A 22808-nucleotide genomic window follows, 5' to 3' on the forward strand; every position below is an offset into this window, starting at 1 on the left:
ATTCTAACGGAAGCCGTAGTGGATCGCCTAATCCACCACTCCCACCTCATTCTGTTTGGGGGTGAAAGTAAACGAATGAAGGAGTCTATGATGATGAAAAATTAGAGGTTGGCAAGTGGTTTACAAAGGGCTGCCGTTTCATGCATTTTACACTTGCCAAATACATTGTTTAGACTAGGAATGTATACGTTCTAAGATTTATATAAATTTGATTTCCTTATGCACTATTAGAAAAATACCCGGATATAGCTGGTATCTTTACTGCTAATGGTCAGTCACAAAAGGAGCCGCTTTGGTTTATACATTACCGAAAGGCGGGCTCCTTTCCATATATTTCTCTCACCTTTTGGGTGATCGTTGTATGCCACTTAAATCTTTGTCATTGCTGTATTTCTGGCAATTAAAATTTCAAGCAATGAATAATTTAGGAAACTATTTTTTTATCTCCCTTTATCCGAAAAGATAGGAAAAGAATTTCCCATATTAACTGCAAAGACAAGATAATTGATACTATAACAGAAAAAGCTCCTGTAACTCCTCTAAATTTCCGTAACTTGGAAATCCCCTCTGTTCAATACGTTTTGGACTATGCCATAAGGGGTTACGCATTAGGATTAAACCAATTCCAAAACAAGCTTTTGATTCCGGCTTTCCTGTGAATATCTACCACTAATTTTATCCCAATATACATTTTCTATATAATCTTTTGGTTCTACAATCTTAATTATTTGCCTTCTAATCAAATTTTTATTTTGCGTTAATAAATATCCCATTTTCGTATAGCGTTTAAGCGATTTAAATTTCCCTTCTGTAAGTCTGTGTTTATCAGCAACAGCTAAATCGTACAAAACCTTTTTCAGTTCATCAGTGTAATCTGATTTGCAAATTAAATTCATAACGCCCCCATAGCCCTTTTTAATGGCCAAGGATTTATAATAATCAGGTATATTGGGTTCTAGCATGAATTTGCCTATTTCTTTATCTTTAACATTCACTTCTTTAGCTATTTCTGTTACCCCGAGATGGAATTCTCTTGTTAAACGCTGAATAAGCTCATACTGAATTTTCCATGTAGGTCTTTCTAAAATGCTTTTGCTTAAAACCCTAAGTAATCGATCACATTCCTCTTCAACAGGGTTATGAATGATTAGACAAGGAATCATTCTTTTGGGATCGATTTTTTTTAACACTGCAAAATTCTTGAAGTTTTCATTTACATAAAACTTCCCTTTGAAATTCTCAACTATTATGGCAGGTTGATTTGTATTATTGATTAATATGTCAAAGCGCTTTTTGGCACTCCGGTAACTAATGGGATAAAGAAAATCGTGTTTGATGTCCTCGGCTGAAAGAAAGGCTATTTTATCCAAAGCACTCACTTCCTCAAAGTTGTTCTTTTAGAGTATGAGCCTTATAGTTTGTCTTATGACTTTCACGGTTTTTATCACTTTTCTTGAGCATTACCAATTGTTGTATATACCTGTATACCCCCCAATATCCTGGATAGTTAGCAATATGTGGTTAATTTCTTGGTCAAAATCTACTAATAGAAGGCACGAGTGTTAAAGAAAAGGCCATATCATTTGTCGTTAATTCTCATCCCCTTCTAACCCCCTCCTAATCAATTCCCGAACAGCCTCACTTCGATTTTGAATACGATTAGCAAATTGGAAATCCTCCACTTTTTCTAAAAGTTCATTTGGAAAAGCGACTAATACTTGCATATTATTCTCTTTATCAACGGCCATACAATCATCCTTTCTATACAAAGTATTATAGGTTATATAACCACGGTAAAGAAGAGAGTTTGAAAAAACTCAATGAACCTTAACTTCATAGCACCAAATGCTCAGAAAATCCATGAAAACCATGCTACTATTTTATTTTCCTTATTCTCTTTCTTTTCTTTGCTTTTTTCTCTTTTTCTTGCTTTTTCTCCACAAAAAACTCCTGTATAATGTCATGCTCATTTACTCGCAACATTATTATACAGGAGGCAGTTCCATTTATAATGGTTCTCTTTTCCGCAATGACTGGCTTCATCCATGGGCACAGACTGGGAACCTCGTACTCTTCCTTAAGCTTATCCACAAAATTAAGGACTCCATCAGCTGACCCTACCTCTCCGCCCTCATTCTTTCCTCATATTTCGGGGAAATCGGCGGAGGCTTTCCTGCTTGATCAACAAGTCTCTCCCCTTCTGTTAAGCCGGAATTTCTTGGTTCCAATTTCTGTGCCATCCGTCCTCTCCATTTTAATAGGACTGAATGATAGTTTTCTACATCTGCAAGATCTTTACTTTCTTTAGGATCATTTTGCAGATCAAATAACTGTTCTCTATTTAAACGTGGTAGCCAAATATATTTGAACTTCCCATCTGTTAAGTATTGCATTTCTTGGAGATCTGAATAGCAGGCACTGTGCTCACCGTGGACATACTCCCGAGGGGTCTCCCTCTCCCATAAGTAAATTTTTTAAACTCAAGCCATCCACTGTATTTGGAATCTCCAATCCCAAAATGGGTTGGCATGATATCTTGTAAAAGCACTGGGGCATCGCCTTTCTTACCAGTCCGTAAATAGAATTCCAGTCACCTAGAAATGGTTCCGGTAATTCTTTATTACACTTCTCTTATTTCTATATCTCCATGGCCAAGAATAGAGACCCTGAGGTAGTTGCCCTTTGTTGTGTTAAACCACTCTCCCTCACCTGGATTCTTATAATATGAACGGATATAGAAATCTTTAAAATGAATGATGGGAGCATACGGCAAATTTTTCTGTAAGCCTACTAATGATGGTTCATCTATGCAAAGAAAATTACTTATATCAACCACTGTTTTTAAAGTTTGGTCTTTTAACAAGTTTCAATACCCTTTGGACACTCTCGCTCCCTTGTAAGCAAAGCCCGTTTTATATTTAATAACTAAATTTCACTCTCGGTATTCAGAATAATGTATTGAAGAAAAACGGAAGCCGATATAGACAATTGTTGTTTGATATCTCAAAATTTTATAGCTTAGTGAGAAAGTACAAAGGTTTCCAAAATCTTAAGACTGGTAGATAGGTATCATGTAACGTAAAAAACCTCTTTAATGAAAGAGGTTTTTTTACATGCCTGGTTCTCTTAGAGATGTTAAATGATTTAACCCTATAAATAAAATTCAATCTTAAAAATTACGATTTCACACAGGGTACTATCCTTTTACAGCCCCCGATGTCATACCCTCAATGAGATTTCGTTGGGCAAAGAAAAACATAATGCAGACCGGAATAATAGTTATAATTCCACCTGCAGTCAATAGGTCCCATTGCACCCCTAGCTGCCCTATTAAATTCTTTAATGTGACAGGAATGGTTCGAGTAGCTTCATTTGTAAATAAAACAGCAAATGTATATTCATTCCATGATTGAATAAATATATATACACCCGTTGCAATAATTGACGGTGTAAGGACAGGGAGAATAACCTTGATAAAAGCTACCGCCCTATTTGCACCGTCAATCATAGCTGCTTCTTCTAAGGAGAGAGGTAAATCTTTCAAATAACCAGTTAACATCCATACCGAAAACGGTATAGTAAAAGTGGCGTAAGCAATAACTAATGATAACGGTGTGTATAATAGATTAATATTGCGCATGATCGCATAAAGAGGAATTAATAACAATACATTGGGAAACATGTTATTTGTCAAAAATAACCCCATTAGGATTCCTTTTCCTTTAAATTCATATCGTGTAAAAGAATAAGCCGCCAATATCGATACAAATAATGTAATAATTGTTGTTATAGTTGCAACTAGGAAACTATTAAACATTGGAAGTAAAAAATTAAATTCACCAAAAAGCTTTTTATAAGAGGCAAATGTGATATCTTGTGGCCAGTATGTCACAGTGGGGCCATACAATTCATGCTCCGGCTTAATAGACGTCACAAATGTCCAATAAAACGGAAAAAGTAAAAATAACAATATAATAGATATTGGCAAGTATAAACTAATAATTCTTCTCCATCTAACTGGTCGGCCCTTCAAAGTTTATCCCTCCTTAAAGGTGTTTTTTATATAAGGAATAGCGACGATCGCTAATAGCAACATTAAAAATATTGCCATCCCTGATGAATAACCTAAGTCCAAAACATTTGCCTTATTAAAGATATATACACTTAATGTTTGTGTAGAATATGAAGGACCCCCTCCGGTCATATTATGTATAATGTCTACTGAGTTAGAAACCCAAATGATACGCAATAATACTGTAATAAAGATAACGTTCTTTAGGGATGGAATAGTAATTCTAAATAGTTTCTGAAGACTACTAGCTCCATCAATATCTGCTGCTTCATACATTTCCTGGGATATCCCCTGCAAACCAGCCAAAATCATAATCGCAAAGAAAGGAATTCCTTGCCAAATTATAGTGACAATAACGGAAGGGAAGGCTGTTGATGTCTGGGATAAAAAGATGACTCCTTCATCAATGATATTGAGTTTCATTAATAAATCATTTAAAACACCATAGTTACCGTCATAAATCCATTTCCACATCAATCCTATAAGCACTCCAGGGGTTGCCCAAGGGATTAAACTAACAGCCCGTACAATTCCCCTACCTTTAAATTTTTGATTTAACAACAGGGCCAACAGGAAACCAAACAAAAATTGTAAACCTACACCGAGAACAACCCAAATAAGAGTATTTTTAAATGCTAGCCAGAAGATCGGATCTGTAAATATCTCTATAAAGTTATCTAATCCAACGAACTCGATACCATTGGGTCTCCTTAAATCATAGCTTTTAAGGCTCATAACTATCGCTTCTATAACGGGAATAAATACAACACATGTGACAATGAGTAACGCTGGTGATAGAAGAAGATAAGGCCAAAAATTAAACTTTTTTCGATGTAAACCCTTTAAATTAATTGATTTTACATCCGATTGCAAATTATTGGACGTTTTCCGTTGCAAATCTGTCACCTCTTTCAAATTACCTCATTAAAAATTTATCGGACAGATTAATAAATTGTAGAACCATTATTAACCTGCCCAATAATCTAAATATTGATAGTTAATTTAAAACTCACCTGTTACTTATATAACTCTTCTTGTAGAATCTTCATTGTTTCTTCAACCGATTTGTCACCTAATAACGCGGAAGCAACCGTATTTGGCCAAATTGTACTTACCCATTCTGTTGTTGTATCCCGAATTGGAATAATCCCAGCATAAGACATTCCTTCAATAGAGGCTTGCATAAATCTATCATTCTGAAAATGATCCATTTCTTGAACTCTTTTACTTACGGGAACATTCCCTGTCGCCTTAGTCCATAATTCCTGTCCTTTACCAGTTGCAAGGTAAGCCACCCATTCAAACGCAGCCTCTTTATTTTGAGAGGATTCAAAAATGACATTTTCTGTGTCTCCCATTGAAGTCCATTGTCCATCTCCCTTTGGAAATGCAAAGGCTGATACATCATCTCCAAAGGTTTCCACCATTTCAGCTGACGAACCCGTATGATGAATCGTCATTGCAGTTTTTCCAGACTTAAAATTAGAAATAACCTCATTAAACCCATCCGTTGTAGCTGTTGGTGGCACGAAACCCCTTTCATAAATATTTACAAAATCTTGCATTCCCTTTATAGATTCCTCGCTATTTAAGTTGTTAAAACTACCCCCTCTACCGTGAATAAAGCTTCCCCATGGCTCGTGGCCACCTGTAGCACCTCTCATTCCAAAACCATACACATCGGTTTTTCCATCACCGTTTGTATCTAATGTAGTTCTTTCAATTGCCGTTAAGAATTCCTCATATGTTTCAGGAACTTCTATTCCCGCTTCTTCAAAAATCGATGGTCTATAGTAAACATATAACACCTGGGTATTCCACGGCATAACATAAATGCTATCTGATCCCCCAGCTTCCTTCATAATCCCATAAATATTCTCATCAATATCTTCTTTATCTTCCCAATCGGAAATAAAATCATCCAAATTAGCAAGTAAGTTATTTGCCGTAAACAAAGGGGTAGAAGTTAATTTAAATGAAGCAACGTCTGGACCACCACCACCGATTGCAGCAGTAAATAATGTTTCACTAAATCCTCCGCCATCCCAGGGATACTCTTCTCCCACTACTGTAATGCCTTTATCGTTAGTTTCATTAAATTCTTTAATAATATCTTGCATTAGATTTGAATATTCCGTATTATCTGCCCAATACCAATAAGTTAATTTAATATCCCCCGAGGACGTCGAAGCTTTTGCACCATTTGAACCACTAGAACTTGCTGAATTTCCTGTGCTGCATCCTACCAAAGTGAAGCCTATGATTAATATAAGGAAAATAGAATATATTTTTTTCATAAATCTCATTTCTCCTTTTGAATTTCCATTGATAGAAAATGAGTAATTCTAAGTCTATTTTTCAAACACAACTTCCTTTTTCATAGTCATTGATTTTTTTGTTGCTTCAACAATATCCTTTGAAGTAAGCTTATATTTTTCTAATAATTCATTTGGTGGTCCAGATTCTCCAAATGTATCTTTTGTTCCAACCTTTATTATTGGAACAGGATAATTTTCTGATAGTACTTCTGAAACCGCACCTCCTAATCCCCCAATAACTGAATGTTCTTCTGCCGTTACAATACATCCCGTCCTTTTCGCTTCTTCTATAACGATCTCTTTATCAATAGGCTTAATTGTATGCATATTTATAACTGAAACACTGATACCTTCCATTTCTAATTTTTCGCTTGCAATAAGTGCTTGTTCTACCATAATTCCACATGCGATAATTGTTGCATCTTTTCCGTTACGGAGTTTTCTAGCCTTTCCGATCTTAAATTCCTCGCTACCATTTGTTATGACAGGTACAGGAGTTCTTCCAAGACGTAAATAAACTGGTCCATACATTTCGGCACTCGCCTTTGTTGCGTGATATGCTTCTTCTGCATCTGCGGGAACTATTACTGTCATATTAGGCATAGCACGCATTGAAGCTATGTCTTCCAAAGCCTGATGTGTTGCACCATCCTCCCCAACAGTTAAACCTGCATGACTAACTGCAATTTTGACATTAGCCTGATTGTAACAGACCGCCAACCGTATTTGTTCATTAGCTCTTTGTGCAGCAAATACAGCATACGTTGTAGCAAATGGTACCAAGTCTGACAAAGCCATACCCGCTGCAGTTCCAATCATATCCTGTTCAGCAATCCCAATTTGGAAATATCTTTCTGGGTATTGCTCTGCAAAATGATGTACCTTTACAGATTCTGCTAGATCTGCACAGAGTGCCACTACTCTTTTATTTTCTTTACCCAATTCCAATAATGCTTGACCAAAGCCTTCACGCCCACTTAATTCATTAGCCATACAAATTCCTCCCTTTTAAAATAAATACTTTTAATATATTAAATCGCTTTCAAATGTGCTTGTACCAATTTCCTCTAAAGCCTGTTTTGCTTCTTCTGAAGAGGGAGCTTTTCCGTGCCAGATCGCCTCGTGCTCCATATAGGAGACACCATTTCCTAATACAGTACGAGCAATAATTGCAGTCGGAGAACCATTATTTATTTCAAAAGTATCAAGAGCAGATTGTATCTCAGATATGTTATGTCCATCTATTTCTATTGTATTCCAGCCAAATGATTTGAATTTATCTGCAATAGGCTCAATGTTCATAACATCTTTTACATGACCATCAATTTGAATATCATTCCAATTAATGATTAGTACTAGATTATCCAATTGATAATGTGCTGATGTCATGGCTGCTTCCCAGATTTGTCCTTCCTGTAATTCACCATCTCCTACCAAACAATATACTTTAGAGTTATTATTTCTTAATTTATTAGAAAGAGCGATCCCATTTGCGATTGATAATCCTTGCCCTAAAGGACCTGAAGCAGTTTCGATTCCCGGCAAATCATGTCTTGAAGGGTGACCCTGAAGTCTAGAATTTACCTTTCTAAAAGTCTTTAACTCTTCTACTTCGAAATAACCACTTCTTGCCATTGCGGAATACAGGACAGTACAAATATGACCATTGCTTAGAATAAATCTATCCCTATCTTCCCAAAAAGGATTACTTGGATCATGTTTTAAACGGTTAAAGTAAAGTTCAGCTACAATTTCAGCCGCACCAATCGCCCCACCTGGGTGACCTGTATTCGCAGAGGTCAACTGTATAATATCTCTTTTAAGACGAGTAGCAATTTCTTTCATTTCACTATGACTTTTCATGATAAAACTCCTCCCTAATGTAGATTCAATGATAGAAGTCCGGAATGGATGCCCTAAAAATAGTAGATAGATATTTAGCCTGATATTTGCATCAACCCAATTTTCTTACTCTGTACCTTCATCTGCCTCCTTATCTACCACTGATGTTATCCGCCGTCTAATATCCCTAAATTGCATTTCTAAAAGTCTTTCTGCCTCATCACCATTTTGTATCAATATTGCCTGGTAAAGTTCTTTATGAATTTTTGCCCCTTCTTGTAAATTGTCAGATTCATGTAACTCACTCATTTGTTCAAAAACATCCCAAAAGGCTTTTAATAGTTGGTCTAATACCATATTTTGTATTCTAGAATATAAAATCTGATGAAACATCTGATCTTCTTCTTTAAAATTTTGATTTCTTAATGCCTTTGATTCCATACGACTAACTAAATCTCTCATCATTTGTAAATCGTCTAGTTTAAGTGTTTCAATTGCTGAAGGTAAAAACCCCCTCTCAAGGATTAATCTTATGTCTAAAAGTTCTAACAATGTTTCAGGACGAGCCTTTAACAAAATATTCCAACCCTCAATAATAGAATTACTAATGTCTGGAAATTTCACTACCCTCCCTTTCCCTTGTGTGGCCACAATTATGCCAGCTGCTTCGAACTCAATTAATAATTCCCTAAGCCCAGATCGACTAATATTGAGTTTTTCTGTTAATTCCTTTTCAGATGGTAATGGACGATTTTTAGATAAACACCCCACAATTATTTCAATAATTTGATTCTTAAGTTCACCTTTTTTATTAGTAGTTTCTTTCAATCTTTTAACCTCCGATAAACTTTGAAGTATTTCATGTTGTTGGACATATATTAACACTTGTTGTACAACTTGGTCAAGTTGTCATACAATAAAAATTAACTTATTTTAATGCAAAATTGAGTACAGTACTTCTACAACTGAACAAAAAAACAGACGAATAGCATTCTATCAATGCTTTCAGCCTGTTTTTATGTTCAGAGTTATAGTAGTGGTACGACTTTGAACTCATCTATGAGATTCATGAACGTCTTTACGCTAATTGATGCTATAGGTTTTGCTAAAGATTAGTAATTTCCTTAGAGTGAGGATAAGCAGATAAGTGTAGACCCCCTTCTAAGAAGAGGGCCTCACAATTTTGCCTTTTTTAATTTCTCACTACCTACACCAACACCATTGCCTTCCCCGGGGCCAACCATAAGGGATTATAATAAGCTGGGTTTGAGGACAAAGGCAATACTTCATCTTTAATATCAATCCCAATTTCCTCCCTGATAAAGGCTTGTCTTGCCTCAATTCTTGCCCATATGTTTGGATGTTTTTCCTTTAATTCTTCCCGCAATGCTTCGTCTGCAATGACAACACTATCTTCACAGTTTAGACCTACGCCATGCGGAAGTGGAGTTGGAATGATGTCACATTGGAAGGCCATGCCTGATGCAATAACCTCCTCACTATTTGGACGTACAGGCGTATGGAGCCACTCATCTGTACTTGTTAGATGGCCTGGGTTGAGGGCTGGTTTTAAGCCACCTTCTGCCAAAACAGCACGACATTTTTCAAAGAGATCTCCGCCCCGTACTCCAATTCCTACTTCTTGATACCATGTGGCAATCGCTTTAAAATAAGGCTTTGCGAACTTCTCAATAAAATCTTCATTTTCCTCAGCTATCATACCTGCTCGACAGCTTAGACCTCCCCAATAAGAGACAGCGGTTGTCACCCCATCTCCTAAGTCGATCTTCTTTCCAGATGGACTACGTAACCCAATCATTTGGTCTTTCCTAGCTGAAAACATGACATGAGCGCTCATTGGTTCGCCCGCATAATTCATACTCGTAACGGCTTCTAACTCTGACATTCCCACTTTGACGCCATTCATAATATTGATCACAGCGGCAGAGGCTCTTGAAGCTCCCCATTCATATGCGGCAATTTGATCAACTGTGTTATAGGCACGTAAACCTTCTGTAGGATGTATTAACACTTGCGTTTTATCTAGCAATGCTGTATCGACAACTTTTTTAAAACAATCAACAATCGCAGCTGGAATAAAGAATGCCGTATCTTCTGTTGCCTTTTCATTGTCTTCAAAATACTTCCAGCCGCATAATCCTACCGTATCCTTCCGATTGATTCCTATCGATAATAAGATCTTATCTAAAGTAGGTGACAAAGTTCGATCTTGTCCCATTAATCCAAAAGACTGATACAGAATTACATCTGCCTCTATCTTTTTATCGTCACTGTAGTCTAGACCTTCCATCCCCACTAATAAGAACTTAGCCTTTTCTGGCCCCAAGATTAATAAAGCCTCTTCAAAGCGTGGATCATAGCCTGATAGATAATGCATATTCGCAAAATGCTCGCGATCTCCGTACACTACCAACCAATCACATTGGGCTGCGCGATATACTTCCTCGCAACGTCTTTCACACTCCTCTTGACGTATCACAGGGATTTCCTCGGGAACTCCAAATTCAGGTAATCTTACTTCTTTCCATTCTACTCTCATTCTCATTTCCTCCTATAATCCTTTTATTGTTTATACAACAACCATCACTCTATTTCTTCTACTAACTTAATCGTGTAATGAAGAGATTCTAAATCCTCAATACGACCTTTCTCAATTTTCCCTTCATCTTCCATAATATCTACAACCGCTTGAAACCGGTCTTGCCAATAAAAGTTTCCATCTGGATTCAACACTTCATTTTGGTAAAACTCCACACCACTTGGAAAAAATTCCATCTCGTTCCAAACACTTTCCAATTGTTCTTCTGAGATTTCCGTTCCTACCTTTTTCATATGCTCCACAATAATCGGAAAGGAATCATCCGGATTTTCTTCAATATAGTTAAGCGTTTTAAAGAAAGCTTTTAATAGCTTCTTAGAAAGCTCTGGATTTTCTTCCAACCACTCCCTGCGGGCGGCGAAGCCATTATGTGAAATCGTATAAGGAAGTGTCGTTTGATCGATTAATTCCTCGTAGCCTTCCTTTTTTACAGCGAGTCTCTGTGGAATTCCACTAATCATAATATCAATGGATCCTGACAATAAAGCTGGTGGTAAATCTTCCTGAGACATGTCGACAATCTCATAATCTTCCGAATCGAGCCCAGCATAATTTAACATTGAAATAAAACTCGTGTATTCACTTACACTTGTATTCAACCCAACCTTCTTACCTTTTGCTTGTTCCAAAGTAAGACGCATTGCCTCTTTATCGTCATTATTCTCGGCCAAAAATTCATCGTAGGTTTTCCAATCATATTTATTTGGATCAAACATCAAAGCCGCTCCTGCAAAATAAAAGATCGGATAAGCAAGCGTCGTATCCACTCCATTGGAATTTTGTAAAACAATATCTGAATCTCCTGCCGTAGCTAAATCCACTTTGCCGCCAACAAGAAGATCATTTCCACCTGCCCAATCGGTTTCTTGAATCTTTAACTTAATTCCCTCTTCTTCGAAAAAACCTTTCTCCACTCCAACGTGAATGGAATATACGTCTTGAAAAGGACTTAAAGCGAGATTAACAGTTTCTAATTTATCCTGTTCGTTCTCATCCCCACTACCCGATGCCTTTTGCGTCTCACTACACCCAGCTAAAAATAATACGAGACCTGCTAGACATAAAATAAACGATCTTATACATTGCTTCATCGAATCTACTCCCCCTTTTTTATCTTTGTTCTCTTTTATTCTTTTACGCCCTCTCTGTCCACCTAGTCAGATGTTGAAGCAATTTTCTGATCGAAGTATCCACTAGGGCAGATAGAATCCCAAACATGACAACCCCTAAAAAGATAACATCCGTATTAAACATTTTTCTCGCTTGTAAAATTCGATACCCCATACCTGCTTGTGCTCCCATGAACTCAGCGGCCACGACTAGGGTAAATGAAATTGCGACACAAACACGAATCGGTCCGATCAAAGCTGGAATAATCGAAGGCAAAATGATCTTACTGAAAATATCCTTTTTTCGTGCTCCCAAAGTTTGTCCAGCTTTCACATAAATCGGTTGTACATTGCGAATCGCTTCAATGGTGTTAATGACAATAATCGCAAACACCCCCAGAGTGACGAGCAAAAACTTCCCAATTTCTCCAATACCAAACCACATCAAAAAGAAGGGAATCATTGCGATCACTGGGACAGGCCGCGAACTTTCAATCAACGGATTGAGCAAATAATAGAGTTTATTATTAAAACAAACCAGCATCCCAACCATTATTCCTAATACCGTTCCTGTCACCAATCCACAGACAACTCGAAACATCGTATAAAATACATCCGTTCCAATTAATGAACTAGTTGAAATCGCAGCTTCGACCACCATTAAAGGGGAAGGGAAAATAACCGGTTTCACAATCCCCAACCCATCTCGAGTAACTAAGAACCAAAGGACAAATACGCCTAAGATTGAAACAATACTTAAATGCGATTCTTTTAACCAGCTTCTTCTCTTGCCCACTGGAGTCTCCATCACTTATTTCCATCCCCTTCCCGGTTTTGAGTTTTTTCCTCTTGTTTCAAAATGGAACGAATACGCTTTCTATAATCAACAAAGGCATCAGATGTTTTAATCGACATATCCCTTTCCTTTGGAAAATTAGGTTCATAAATTGAATGAATTTTTCCTGGTCTTGGCGTCATGACAACAATTCGATCACCCAGATATAAGGCTTCCTCAAGGTCATGTGTGATAAAAATAACAGTTCTTGGAGCTTGTAACCAAAGTCTCCTTAACTCTTCCTGTAAATGTTCTTTCGTCATAATATCCAATGGACCAAATGGTTCATCTAATAAAAGTACTTTTGGATTAGCCGCGTAGGCTCGAGCAATGTCAACCCTTTTCCTCATACCACCTGATAATTGTTTCGGCCATGCAGTTCGAAAATCTTCCAGTTTGACAAGCTTTAAAAAGCGTTCAACTGTTTCCTTAATTTCCCTCTTCGATTTTTTCTGCATCCTTAAACTAAATCCGATATTTTCTTCAACAGTCATCCAAGGAAAAACGGCATCGTCTTGGAATACGACTGCTCGTTCTGGACTGGGTTTTTCTACCTCTCTCCCTCCGATCGTAATCGTTCCCGAAGTAATCGCCTGCATACCCGCAATCGTATTAAGCAAAGTAGTTTTTCCACACCCTGATGGTCCCATCACACATATAAATTCGTCTTTATTTACACCAAGATTCACATTATTAAGCGCAATCGTCTTTTCATTGGTACCTGTCTGAAATTCCACCGAAAGATTATGAATATTGATTAGTGGTTCCCTTAAATCCGTCAATTCCTTTATCTTAGCGTGCATATTCCTTTTTCTTTCCTTTCATAGTTTCAGATTTGACCACTTGACCGTCTTTCATGACAAAATCTACTCTCTGAAGAGCCGTAATATCGGCAATAGGATCACCATCAAAAGCGATAAGGTCTGCCTTTTTTCCCACTTCAATGGTGCCAATTTCATGATCCAGTCCAAGAACTTCTGCTCCTCGTTTGGTTCCTGCCACAATCGCCGTTTCCGGATCCATTCCCCACTCAACAGCCAATTCAAATTCTTTAGCTGCCTGATCTTGTGGATGAGTAGGATAGCCAATTAAATCTGTCCCAATGACAAATTTAACGCCTGCCTTCAAGCCCTTTTCGAAATCTTCCATCATTACTTTTTTATGAGTTTGGTAGATTTCTCGTTCCCACTGAGGATAGTGGAAAGGCTCTGCGGCTTGTTCATGAAAATATAACTGTGAAATGGTAGTGACGACTGGTATTTGTTTATCTACTAATCTTTGTCTTGTCTCTTCTGTAATCGCATAACCATGCTCAATTACATCGACATTTCCATCTAAAGCTAAATTAACGGAAGCATCGCCAATACAATGGGCTGACACTTTTAATTGGTTTAAATGAGCTTCGTCCGTCAACACTTTCACTTCTTCTAAAGTATAAGCAGGTAGTGTTTCATAAGGATTATCTCCCCATGAACTGTTTAAATCATCCCTTTTCCCCTTGGATAGGCCTACTTTAATTACATTTGCTCCCTGTGTAATTCGTTCTCTAACTTTTTTTCGAACTTCTTCAGGCCCATCGGCCACTTCATCGGCTTGCATAACTTCATACCAGGTTCCACCAGATGCGACAATGAACTCTCCTGCTACGACTAAGCGAGGTCCAGGGATGTGGCCTTCATTAATTGCCTTTCTCAATGCTGGCGATACAGTAGAACCGAGACAACGGGCGGCTGTAATACCGGCTTGTAACATCTTCGCCGCTTCACCTGCTCCTCGCAAGACACGTTCTACATCAGGAGTACTAACAAGCTTGTGCAATTGGTGACTTGGAACGGCAAAGAAATGCATATGAGCATCAATTAATCCAGGCATAACCGTTTTGTCTCCTAAATCATAGACAGTCGCATTTTCTGGATAAACGAAATTTGCTTCACTCGTTACTTCTTCAATCACTTGGTCTTTAATGACAATAACCATCTTTTCCTGAAATGGTTTTCCTGTTCCATCAATAAGCATCTTGGCTTTAATTACTTTTCTATCATTCATTTGCTGATATCCTTTCTTTATTTTCTACTGGTAAAGATTTAAAATTTAATTTAACCGCTGTCTCGTAATCATGAATCATATTCGCTCCACTGATAGCTAGGAAGTGAAGGTCTTCCTTTCCGGTATTGATAACTCGGTGACCCCATCCACCAGCTGCATAACTGACTTTTCCTTCTTCAACTGGGAATTCCTGTATTTCCCCTTTCCGATTTTGCAAAAGAAGTATTCCTGAACCTTTCAGACCAATAACAACCTCTCCAGTATCAGGGTCCTGATGAAAATGTCCTTTTGTCATAAAAGGCTCTTCTCCTACAACTCCCGCATGGAGCACTGTAATGTTTACTAATAGATCCGTCTCTTTAGGGGATGGTGGCATTTCAAATACTTCATATAGTACAGGGTCCTCGTTTTCCAAAATGCGGTTCACTTCTTCTCTATTGCTATAAAGATCCTTTAATTGAGAGAGTGTCCGTACCGTTTTATTTGCCCCAGCTTTTAAGTATGCGCCTACGGATAATTCAGATGTGAAATTTTTCATGTAATGAACACCTCCCAACTTATCATTTCGAGTAATCCCATTGTGTTGTATATCTTACTAAGTCATTTGATCAACACTTTATTTGGACAGCAAGCAAAAACTCCAATTACATCTCCTTTCCTAGAAAAAATATAGAATTATTACTATTTGTCCTACAGATGTTCATCAGGCCAAAACTACTACCCTCTATCTTTATCTATAAGAAATAGTAACTACGTTCATAATATTACTATATGTAATATTTGTCAATTAATTATATAACTATTTGTTCTAAAAATGACATTTCCATGTGTTTTAGCATGAGTCAAGGTAAAATGAAGAAAAAGGGAGTTGAGGAAGTTTCAAATGATTGAAATTGGTGAAAAGTTAAGGACTTTGAGGAAAGCTAAAAATCTTACATCCAAGGAACTTGCAAAAAAAGTAAATATTTCTCAATCTTATATTAGCCGTTTTGAAAATAATAAGGCTGTTCCTGATGTTGATATGCTTGATAGAATTCTCAATGCACTCGATTCCGATTTACCATCTTTTTTCGCACCTGACCTTAGTAATATCCCACCTGATTTAATTCAACTTATAAATACGGTTAAAACCTTAAGCCCTGAGGCTAGGGTGAAATTGAATGAATTTTTAAGACTGATAATAAAAGATACATAAGTAGAATTAGCTTCGCACTTAAAGTAATCATGATGCTCCCGTAACGGCGAATTTTTGAGCCTATTACTACGGGAGCATTCTTCATATCTGCAAAGCTTGATTTATCAACGAAATTTCGATAGTGTAATGGGAAGTTTAATGAACGGAATCAAGGAACAACGATAGATAGTTGGACAACAACCCGGCCATCCACTAATCAAGAAGTGAAATTTTTGATGTTTAGCCCTGATGACAATAATTGAATTGGGAATGTCACAGTAACTAGAGGGGATGCTGTGACATCCTGTAGTATAGGTGTAAGAAAAGGCCAAGTTCTCCATTCCATGAGCAAAATTCGAGCTGGATTATTGCGAAACTAGATATGGAAGCAGGAAGTCTCTATTAATCTACCACTCCCAGTAGTATGAAGAGGTATTAATGATATATTTCTTTAATTTTTATTCCCCTTTAACCCTCTCCTAATCAATTCCCGAATAGCCTCACTTCGATTTTGAATGCGATTAGCAAATTGGAAATCCTCCACTTCTTCCAACAGTTCATTTGGAAAAGTGACTAATACTTGCTTGTTTTTCTTTTTATCAACGGCCATACAATCATCCTTTCTATATAAAGTAAGTGTTATAGGTTATATAACCTAACGTTGACAATCCATTCTTTAATTTGCAATATTAGTATATAGGTTATATAACCTGGGCGAAGGCGAGTGTTTGAATGAATGTCGATCTTTATAAAATGGAAAATCCTGTATAATAGGGGCTTGAAAAAAACTCACAATCAGCTTCAACTTTTAGCACCGAATGCTCAGAAGTTCCACGAACACCATGATGTCTATGAGACCGAGGCTTTTGTCAATATTAAATTGAGCCAGAGCGCCCACCTCAAAAGTGAGCCACTTTTTGTAGAATACCCTCTGTAAGTGGGTGGGATCCCCCCACCTGGCTCCTGTTTAAATAAAAGATTGAATATAATAGAAAAGATCGTTTGGTGTATCGACACCATACGGGTCAAAGTGCAAGAAAAGTCGCTTATGAGCGATCAGCAATTTTGCAAAAATAATTCGCTCTACTGCTGGGAGGCTGATGGGCGGATTATTTTTTGTCTAAAAAAGAGCGATGATCGCCACGATCAGCGTAGAAAAACGGATCATTAAAATCAAGGATTCAAAAGTGCTCACTCGCAGCCCCCTTACTACCTGGATTTTCCAAGGCTAGAGACAGCGATAGGTGCTGACCGCCACTAAACCTATTCGATTTTACTTATTTATGTATATCCTAAATGAACTGTTTATGCATTAACTAGATTACAATGATGCTATAGATAATTTAGTATTATCCTGTGGTAATTTGGATATTTTCAATTGTTCCAGAACCTAATTTCTACACTACTAGCTTAGTAATTTGTCATATTTCTCCAAATCGAAAAAATAAATATTCAGAATTAAATGAGGACCTGGCATCAATCACTTATATTCATAGCATTCACATACTCCAAGAAATCAGGTATCTGCCACTTTAATATATTGTAGACTGTATATTCATATCCAGTTGTTTCAGTAAAGGTTAAGTCTATAGATTGCCCACTTAGCCCCCTTGTTTTATGTTCTGTGATAGATTGTATGTCACCATAATGAAATGCTACCGTATCACTACACCCAGGTAAAAAAGATCTTAGATATATCACTCTTCGGTTTGTTGCCATTAGCTTGCCTAACTTTTTCTCAACTTCACCACTCACAACCTTTTTTACTACTTCTCCATCTTCTAATATAATAGGTAAAAGTTCCAATTCACTTTTCGTAAAAGACGTTGAACTTACCCCGTCTAGTAGTTGTTCCTCAGCCACTTTTACTAATTGTTCTCGAATCTTTCTCAATTGTATTTCCTCCCTTTAATTAATTTGTTCACATCTTTATGGTACCGGTGATTTGATGTATTTATCACCCTACAAAATATGACTCGAAGTTTTTTATCGGCGTTGTCTTTGTTGAGCGTGTTCACCAATTGGCCTTTAAGAAAGTTATGGCTGATTCGAAATTCCGTGATGTAGAAGAAAGTTCTAGCCGTCTCTTTTCACAATTAAAAGAATCACTAACCACTGCAGAACAAAAGGAATGACTGCTTGAATTAGAATCGGAATGGGACAGAAAGTATGGCATTTTCCTTGAATATAGTTATTGCCAAGGGCTTGCAGACAGTCCAATGATTCATAAGGAACTTGAGAAATTTGGAGTCTCAGTTGTAAAAGAGACTACTAGAGATAAATATAGCTTATCCTGCTAATTCTTCTATTCTTTTATGACGTAATGACAGATTCCATATAGCTGTATTGTATGGAATCTGTCATCTATAATTAGATCCTTTTAGTTAATCTGCAAGTTGAATATTCTGAATTTATTCAGAAACTGGCACCCTACACATCTTAATCCAAAGATTTCTCCAAAATAAGATCTTCTTATGTAAGCCCCTCCGTCTAAAAACGGTGGAGTTAGACCACGCATTTGTAACTTAAATCTAAATGTTTAGGTCTGATAACCAAAAATGAAACGGGAACATAACAGAAGTCTGAGTGTTTTTGTGATGTTCTGATCGGGATAAAGAAGATTTACAAAAGGGCCTGCCAAATTACTCTTTGTTAAACACTATATTTCAAAGTGGAGAGCTAAATTAATAGATTGTTGTAAGTGATCGTTTTCATGTCCATTGTCACTCCAAATTAGAATATGTCTGTTCTTACTTCAGCAAGAAAAAAGTATATGAACAAGTAAACAAAATTATACTGAACATTGATAACAGGAGACGAAAATTGGATACATGATCAATCTGGATCATCACTCAATTCAGGCAGTCAAACTTATTACTATTTTAGCTAACTTTGTAAAGGTTCTATGAAATTCATCTCTTGAATTTTTTGAATTCTTAAGAACCCTACCAACCTGTTCTATTTGTTCAGGAGTTAATGCAAATATTGGTACATTATATTTTTGTGACTGAGCGATTAAACCGTTAAAATCTGCTAAGTTGGTAATGTTATATGGTGCTTCAAGGGTCCCCAGTTCATTAAACATTGAATCATCTATTATCATTTCGTTTTTCTCTAAAACAGGTACAAGAGTGGTATTTACGTTCTCGTTTATTCTATTAATCCACTGTTGGAAAGCCCTTGCAGGTCCGCCATTTCTTGGTCTATATCTCTGTAAAATAGTACCAATAAATTTAGGTCTTGTATCTGGTAATTTGTATGTAGCTTCACTAAAGACTGGATGTCTTTTCAAATTATCATATATATTATTCCAAGTGGGTATTACTCTACTAAGAGAATTGATTGCCATGTTGCAAAAATAATCAGGGCTACATGGAACAATAAAATAATCACTTTGCATCAATAGATTTGCATTTGTCGCACTTACACTCGGACTCATATCGATAAGAATATAATCGAATTTATATTCCTCAGCTGTAATTCTTAAAAAGTGACTAATAGCACCGGGTATATTTTGAGTCATTCTAAGGCTTCCTGTCAACTCTTGTGCAATCCCAATTGAAACATCATATTCCGCAAATTCTATATGTCCAGGTAACAGAAATAATCCCTTTCTACCCGGAAATTCGTAACACTTTGCCGGTTTTAATGGTATCGGCTTGCCCTCAAAGACTGGATTCAAGGCATCTTTTATATTATCAATATTAGCCTTAGCATAAAACTCTTCAAAATTATTATTACCTGACAAACTTAGGGAAACCCCAGTAAGGTTACATTGGGGATCCGTGTCAACTATTAAAACTTTCTTCCCCTGTTCTGCCAAAATCCACCCCAAATGAAATGTAGTTGTGGTTTTGCTTACTCCTCCTTTATGATTAAAAAGTGAAATTATTTTTGTCATTAAAATCATCTCCCTTTAATCGCCAGGAACACCTTCTTTTACCTGGAGATTAGTTATTACAATCAATAAATATAACTGAGGTACGTGATATAATATCGATATTAGGGCTGTTAAAAAAGTATCATTAGCATTATAAAAAGATAAGTTCATGACTTTTCAAGTGAATATTCCCTGTTTGTGAAGCACACCTTCTCTTAAGAAGTAACATTTCATGTAAATCTATTCTATTTTCAAGAACAGCCATTAGATCGCTTCCATCCATAATAATCATCGTTCTTCTACCAGAGGAGTGTCCAACACTATGGATACATTATACTGTTACAGACCTTTACCGCCAATAGTCAGGGGCATAAAAGAAAAAGGCTGCACAAAGATTTCCCTTTTCTCCTTTTAACTAAATCCTAAAGTAAAGTTCCCGAATAGTTTTGGAACCATCATTAAACAGCTTGTACCCCAAGTTCCAAATGCTTTTTTATTTCTTTATACTTTAGCGCTATTTCCTCATTCCGATCGTAAATAACATCATTTTCTCCATTTACATTACCTATTAAGGTGAGTAATCGTTTATCCTTGTCGAATTGATACTTGTATTCTGCCTCTAAATTATTATCTAGTATACATTTTGTTGTAACTATCAGGCCCGTTTGATTTGATTCAAAGTTTACTGAAATATAATTTGGTAAAGCGGCATTATTTATTAATTCTTCAGGATTTACCTTAGGAGAATAAAGCTCGTCATACAACCGTTCAATTAATTCATTCATTTGTTTCCCTCCTCATTTTTATCCACTATCTCACGAATATAGTTATCAAGAGACTTTGCTAATTCAATGGCCTCTTCATATTGATCTAGTGTCCATTGATCCCGTGGAACCTTCAATTCATTCTTTAAGTATGCATTAAAATAAGTTCCTAATAAAGCGCCATTTGTCTTAACATTACCGTAAATCCATCCATAACCTTTTCTTGGTAAGATATATCTTCCTCTTACTAACTCGTCACCATCCAAATCTAGATTATAATCAGCTACCAACTCAGGTATCAGCTCCTCACGAATTAGTGTATCTAAATCTTTTCTTCTTTGGATATAGAATTTATCAGGACGAAGCAACCTTTCTGTATCAGTGCTCTTTTTAGACTGTCTAATAAAGTCTCTGGCTTTATTTTCATCAACACCTAATAGTTCTTGAAGTTCACGAATTTTTTTATTTTCTTCTTCTAATTTTTCTTTTCGTATTCTTATTAATTCAGTTTCCACAAAGGTGTCCTTTTCAATTCTAAAACCATCTGATTCATTAGCTTCTCCTTTTGTTAAATCTTTTGAACCAGATCCACCTAAATCTAAATTTTTATCTTCCTTAATCTTTTTTATAGCATCTCGCTTAACTTTTTCCTTTTTATAATATTCCCATAATGGTTCTAAGCCTAATTCTTTGTGATGTACAAGTACAGCCGTATTATCCTCTTCCGTAAAAGTTCCATCTTCCGTTTCAATTGCCCTTAAGGTACGACCAATGAATTGAGCATAAGGAAGCAACGTTTTAAATGGACGAAAAATAGCCGCTATTGATAAAAATTTGTGGTCATATCCTTCTCCTAGCATGGCGACGTTGATAACCACGTCAACATTATCATCAATTATTTTTTTAAGCTCTTTTTCCCGCTCAAACTTTTCTAGTTTACTATGGACGATTGATGACTCATAACCTTTTTCCTTGTATATCTTTTGTATGTCCTTAGCATGATCGATACTACATGCAACGGCTATGATTTTATGTGGATTATTTGTTAACCCCTTTTTTTCTTTCAAATGCTCTATAGAAAGATCAACTATCTTTTCATTACTTTCTCTTGATAAAGCTACAGATCGCTGAATCCAATTTTCTTCCCTTATATTCCCTTCTCTTAGTTCATCAAGTGTATATGTCTTACTAGGGTCATTATCAAGTGTAAAAAACATTTGGTCAGGAATATGATCAATTTTTTCTAAACTCTTTACATATCCTTTTGCCATTGCTTGTGCCAAGCTATACTTATATATATCTTTTCCTTCAATGGTTCTACCGTCACTTCTAAAAGGTGTTCCCGTAACCTTAAGCACTTTACTGCCTTCGAAATATTCAATTGCTCTTTTCCACGTGTTTGCTTCAGCGTGATGTGCCTCATCAATTATTATCATGTCAAAAAAGTCAGGACTAACTCTTTTTATCAATGATGAATCTAAACGTTCTTGTAATTTATGAACATTCAACACCACTATATCGGCTTGTTGGACTATTTCATCTGTCAATGTTTTTTCGTATTCTATTAAAGTAGGTAGGTGATGAACTTCATTAAATACTCTTGAGAATATCCAGAAATTTTTCGGATGAGTAGGATCTAATGATCCTAGAACCGAATCTCTTATTACAGTCTGCGGAGTAATAATTAGTACTCTTCCTTCAGCTATTTTATAAGGGGCTATCCCCATTAAACCAGTTTTTCCAGTTCCTGTAGGAAGTGTAACTAACGCATGTTCTTCACTTTTTTTATGTACAAAATGGTCATAGATCGCTCTGTATGCATCCTCTTGTGGTTCTCGTAAAAAATTATTACCGATAATATTGGCTGGGGCATCTAGAAAGTAGCTCATTTTAAATACCACCTCTCAAATATATATTAATTCTATTATCCACTATGCTCGAATATATTCCTATGAATTTCGACAAATTTCGACAATGTTTTTATCTAAGAATTGAAATCTGCGATTGGATAATACTAGTCTAATATAGGAAATACCATTACGAGAAAAATGGCCTACCATTATAAGCAAAGTAATAAAACTCATCCAAACACAAATGTGATAGGGCTTTCACTCATGGTCTAAACGTATCTAAAGGGACCTTTCGGCC

The 22808-nt window shown here is 36.5% G+C and carries 25 protein-coding genes; 2 read left to right on the forward strand and 23 right to left on the reverse strand.

Going from position 1 to position 22808, the window contains the following annotated elements; all coding sequences use genetic code 11:
* On the forward strand, positions 1–105 hold a 105-nt coding region (locus KI363_RS22135; RefSeq protein WP_246516950.1), incomplete at its 5' end, for an ATP-binding protein.
* Positions 106–614: 509 nt separating this feature from the next.
* On the opposite strand, the gene KI363_RS18335 is transcribed toward KI363_RS22135, so the two are convergent.
* The 17 genes from KI363_RS18335 to KI363_RS18415 form a co-directional block, all read right to left on the reverse strand.
* Complete coding sequence (locus KI363_RS18335; RefSeq protein ID WP_158322429.1) at positions 615–1370, reverse strand: hypothetical protein; 756 nt, start codon at positions 1368–1370, stop codon at positions 615–617.
* A gap of 219 nt (positions 1371–1589) precedes the next feature.
* A complete protein-coding gene (locus tag KI363_RS18340) occupies positions 1590–1748 on the reverse strand; it encodes a ribbon-helix-helix domain-containing protein (RefSeq protein WP_191967477.1) in 159 nt (52 codons plus the stop codon).
* Between the two features lie 127 nt (positions 1749–1875).
* The gene (locus tag KI363_RS18345; RefSeq protein ID WP_158322428.1) at positions 1876–2091 is read right to left on the reverse strand and encodes a hypothetical protein; all 216 of its coding nucleotides are present in this window, start codon (positions 2089–2091) and stop codon (positions 1876–1878) included.
* A gap of 26 nt (positions 2092–2117) precedes the next feature.
* Positions 2118–2393 carry a hypothetical protein gene (locus KI363_RS18350; protein ID WP_158322427.1) on the reverse strand — a complete coding sequence of 92 codons (276 nt, stop codon included), beginning with the start codon at positions 2391–2393 and terminating at the stop codon, positions 2118–2120.
* 227 nt (positions 2394–2620) lie between these two features.
* Positions 2621–2863: a hypothetical protein gene (locus KI363_RS18355; RefSeq protein WP_158322426.1), complete on the reverse strand. Its 243-nt coding sequence runs from the start codon at positions 2861–2863 to the stop codon at positions 2621–2623.
* A gap of 333 nt (positions 2864–3196) precedes the next feature.
* Positions 3197–4033 carry a carbohydrate ABC transporter permease gene (locus KI363_RS18360; RefSeq protein ID WP_158322425.1) on the reverse strand — a complete coding sequence of 279 codons (837 nt, stop codon included), beginning with the start codon at positions 4031–4033 and terminating at the stop codon, positions 3197–3199.
* Between the two features lie 3 nt (positions 4034–4036).
* Positions 4037–4969: a carbohydrate ABC transporter permease gene (locus KI363_RS18365; protein ID WP_246516949.1), complete on the reverse strand. Its 933-nt coding sequence runs from the start codon at positions 4967–4969 to the stop codon at positions 4037–4039.
* Positions 4970–5088: 119 nt separating this feature from the next.
* Positions 5089–6369, reverse strand: a complete 1281-nt coding sequence (locus KI363_RS18370; RefSeq protein WP_158322424.1) for an ABC transporter substrate-binding protein — start codon at positions 6367–6369, stop codon at positions 5089–5091.
* A gap of 54 nt (positions 6370–6423) precedes the next feature.
* Positions 6424–7383 (reverse strand): transketolase family protein, encoded by a 960-nt coding sequence (locus KI363_RS18375; RefSeq protein ID WP_158322423.1) that lies wholly within the window; start codon positions 7381–7383, stop codon positions 6424–6426.
* A gap of 30 nt (positions 7384–7413) precedes the next feature.
* Complete coding sequence (locus KI363_RS18380; RefSeq protein ID WP_158322422.1) at positions 7414–8253, reverse strand: transketolase; 840 nt, start codon at positions 8251–8253, stop codon at positions 7414–7416.
* Between the two features lie 105 nt (positions 8254–8358).
* Complete coding sequence (locus KI363_RS18385) at positions 8359–9060, reverse strand: FadR/GntR family transcriptional regulator (protein WP_191967476.1); 702 nt, start codon at positions 9058–9060, stop codon at positions 8359–8361.
* A gap of 379 nt (positions 9061–9439) precedes the next feature.
* Positions 9440–10792, reverse strand: a complete 1353-nt coding sequence (locus tag KI363_RS18390) for a M24 family metallopeptidase (RefSeq protein ID WP_212967254.1) — start codon at positions 10790–10792, stop codon at positions 9440–9442.
* A gap of 44 nt (positions 10793–10836) precedes the next feature.
* Entirely contained in the window at positions 10837–11943 is a 1107-nt protein-coding gene (locus KI363_RS18395; protein ID WP_158322419.1) for an ABC transporter substrate-binding protein, read from the reverse strand.
* A gap of 43 nt (positions 11944–11986) precedes the next feature.
* Positions 11987–12769: an ABC transporter permease gene (locus KI363_RS18400; RefSeq protein ID WP_158322418.1), complete on the reverse strand. Its 783-nt coding sequence runs from the start codon at positions 12767–12769 to the stop codon at positions 11987–11989.
* Positions 12769–13599, reverse strand: coding sequence for an ABC transporter ATP-binding protein (locus KI363_RS18405; protein WP_158322417.1), 831 nt, complete (start codon positions 13597–13599; stop codon positions 12769–12771). The genes KI363_RS18400 and KI363_RS18405 overlap by 1 nt, the downstream gene beginning before the upstream one ends.
* Complete coding sequence (locus tag KI363_RS18410; RefSeq protein ID WP_212967255.1) at positions 13589–14842, reverse strand: amidohydrolase family protein; 1254 nt, start codon at positions 14840–14842, stop codon at positions 13589–13591. The genes KI363_RS18405 and KI363_RS18410 overlap by 11 nt, the downstream gene beginning before the upstream one ends.
* Positions 14835–15380, reverse strand: a complete 546-nt coding sequence (locus KI363_RS18415; RefSeq protein ID WP_158322415.1) for a glucose-6-phosphate isomerase family protein — start codon at positions 15378–15380, stop codon at positions 14835–14837. The genes KI363_RS18410 and KI363_RS18415 overlap by 8 nt, the downstream gene beginning before the upstream one ends.
* Before the next feature lie 345 nt (positions 15381–15725).
* Between KI363_RS18415 and KI363_RS18420 the strand changes: the two genes are divergently transcribed.
* Positions 15726–16037, forward strand: coding sequence for a helix-turn-helix domain-containing protein (locus tag KI363_RS18420; RefSeq protein WP_158322414.1), 312 nt, complete (start codon positions 15726–15728; stop codon positions 16035–16037).
* A gap of 430 nt (positions 16038–16467) precedes the next feature.
* Here the strand turns inward: KI363_RS18420 and KI363_RS18425 are convergent, their stop codons facing one another.
* The 6 genes from KI363_RS18425 to KI363_RS18445 form a co-directional block, all read right to left on the reverse strand.
* Positions 16468–16626 carry a CopG family ribbon-helix-helix protein gene (locus KI363_RS18425; RefSeq protein WP_191967475.1) on the reverse strand — a complete coding sequence of 53 codons (159 nt, stop codon included), beginning with the start codon at positions 16624–16626 and terminating at the stop codon, positions 16468–16470.
* A gap of 510 nt (positions 16627–17136) precedes the next feature.
* Positions 17137–17211 (reverse strand): putative holin-like toxin, encoded by a 75-nt coding sequence (locus KI363_RS22420; protein ID WP_373306810.1) that lies wholly within the window; start codon positions 17209–17211, stop codon positions 17137–17139.
* A gap of 281 nt (positions 17212–17492) precedes the next feature.
* Positions 17493–17909, reverse strand: coding sequence for a PH domain-containing protein (locus KI363_RS18430; protein ID WP_212967256.1), 417 nt, complete (start codon positions 17907–17909; stop codon positions 17493–17495).
* Positions 17910–18873: 964 nt separating this feature from the next.
* A complete protein-coding gene (locus KI363_RS18435; protein ID WP_212967257.1) occupies positions 18874–19917 on the reverse strand; it encodes a ParA family protein in 1044 nt (347 codons plus the stop codon).
* A gap of 437 nt (positions 19918–20354) precedes the next feature.
* Entirely contained in the window at positions 20355–20681 is a 327-nt protein-coding gene (locus KI363_RS18440) for a hypothetical protein (protein WP_212967258.1), read from the reverse strand.
* Positions 20678–22549 carry a DEAD/DEAH box helicase gene (locus KI363_RS18445; RefSeq protein WP_212967259.1) on the reverse strand — a complete coding sequence of 624 codons (1872 nt, stop codon included), beginning with the start codon at positions 22547–22549 and terminating at the stop codon, positions 20678–20680. Before KI363_RS18445 ends, KI363_RS18440 begins: the two co-directional genes overlap by 4 nt.
* Positions 22550–22808: the final 259 nt, after the last annotated feature.

Origin of the sequence: Lederbergia ruris, assembly GCF_018332955.1 — a bacterium.
In the GTDB taxonomy this organism is placed as follows: domain Bacteria; phylum Bacillota; class Bacilli; order Bacillales; family Bacillaceae_C; genus Lederbergia; species Lederbergia ruris.

Bases quoted from the DNA above. Each gene is read 5' to 3' on its own strand.
- KI363_RS18340 (WP_191967477.1), bottom strand. From the start codon at position 1,748: ATGGCCGTTGATAAAGAGAATAATATGCAAGTATTAGTCGCTTTTCCA.
- KI363_RS18350 (WP_158322427.1), bottom strand. From the start codon at position 2,393: ATGCAATACTTAACAGATGGGAAGTTCAAATATATTTGGCTACCACGT.
- KI363_RS18370 (WP_158322424.1), bottom strand. From the start codon at position 6,369: ATGAAAAAAATATATTCTATTTTCCTTATATTAATCATAGGCTTCACT.
- KI363_RS18375 (WP_158322423.1), bottom strand. From the start codon at position 7,383: ATGGCTAATGAATTAAGTGGGCGTGAAGGCTTTGGTCAAGCATTATTG.
- KI363_RS18380 (WP_158322422.1), bottom strand. From the start codon at position 8,253: ATGAAAAGTCATAGTGAAATGAAAGAAATTGCTACTCGTCTTAAAAGA.
- KI363_RS18390 (WP_212967254.1), bottom strand. From the start codon at position 10,792: ATGAGAGTAGAATGGAAAGAAGTAAGATTACCTGAATTTGGAGTTCCC.
- KI363_RS18395 (WP_158322419.1), bottom strand. From the start codon at position 11,943: ATGAAGCAATGTATAAGATCGTTTATTTTATGTCTAGCAGGTCTCGTA.
- KI363_RS18400 (WP_158322418.1), bottom strand. From the start codon at position 12,769: ATGGAGACTCCAGTGGGCAAGAGAAGAAGCTGGTTAAAAGAATCGCAT.
- KI363_RS18405 (WP_158322417.1), bottom strand. From the start codon at position 13,599: ATGCACGCTAAGATAAAGGAATTGACGGATTTAAGGGAACCACTAATC.
- KI363_RS18410 (WP_212967255.1), bottom strand. From the start codon at position 14,842: ATGAATGATAGAAAAGTAATTAAAGCCAAGATGCTTATTGATGGAACA.
- KI363_RS18415 (WP_158322415.1), bottom strand. From the start codon at position 15,380: ATGAAAAATTTCACATCTGAATTATCCGTAGGCGCATACTTAAAAGCT.
- KI363_RS18420 (WP_158322414.1), top strand. From the start codon at position 15,726: ATGATTGAAATTGGTGAAAAGTTAAGGACTTTGAGGAAAGCTAAAAAT.
- KI363_RS18425 (WP_191967475.1), bottom strand. From the start codon at position 16,626: ATGGCCGTTGATAAAAAGAAAAACAAGCAAGTATTAGTCACTTTTCCA.
- KI363_RS18435 (WP_212967257.1), bottom strand. From the start codon at position 19,917: ATGACAAAAATAATTTCACTTTTTAATCATAAAGGAGGAGTAAGCAAA.
- KI363_RS18440 (WP_212967258.1), bottom strand. From the start codon at position 20,681: ATGAATGAATTAATTGAACGGTTGTATGACGAGCTTTATTCTCCTAAG.
- KI363_RS18445 (WP_212967259.1), bottom strand. From the start codon at position 22,549: ATGAGCTACTTTCTAGATGCCCCAGCCAATATTATCGGTAATAATTTT.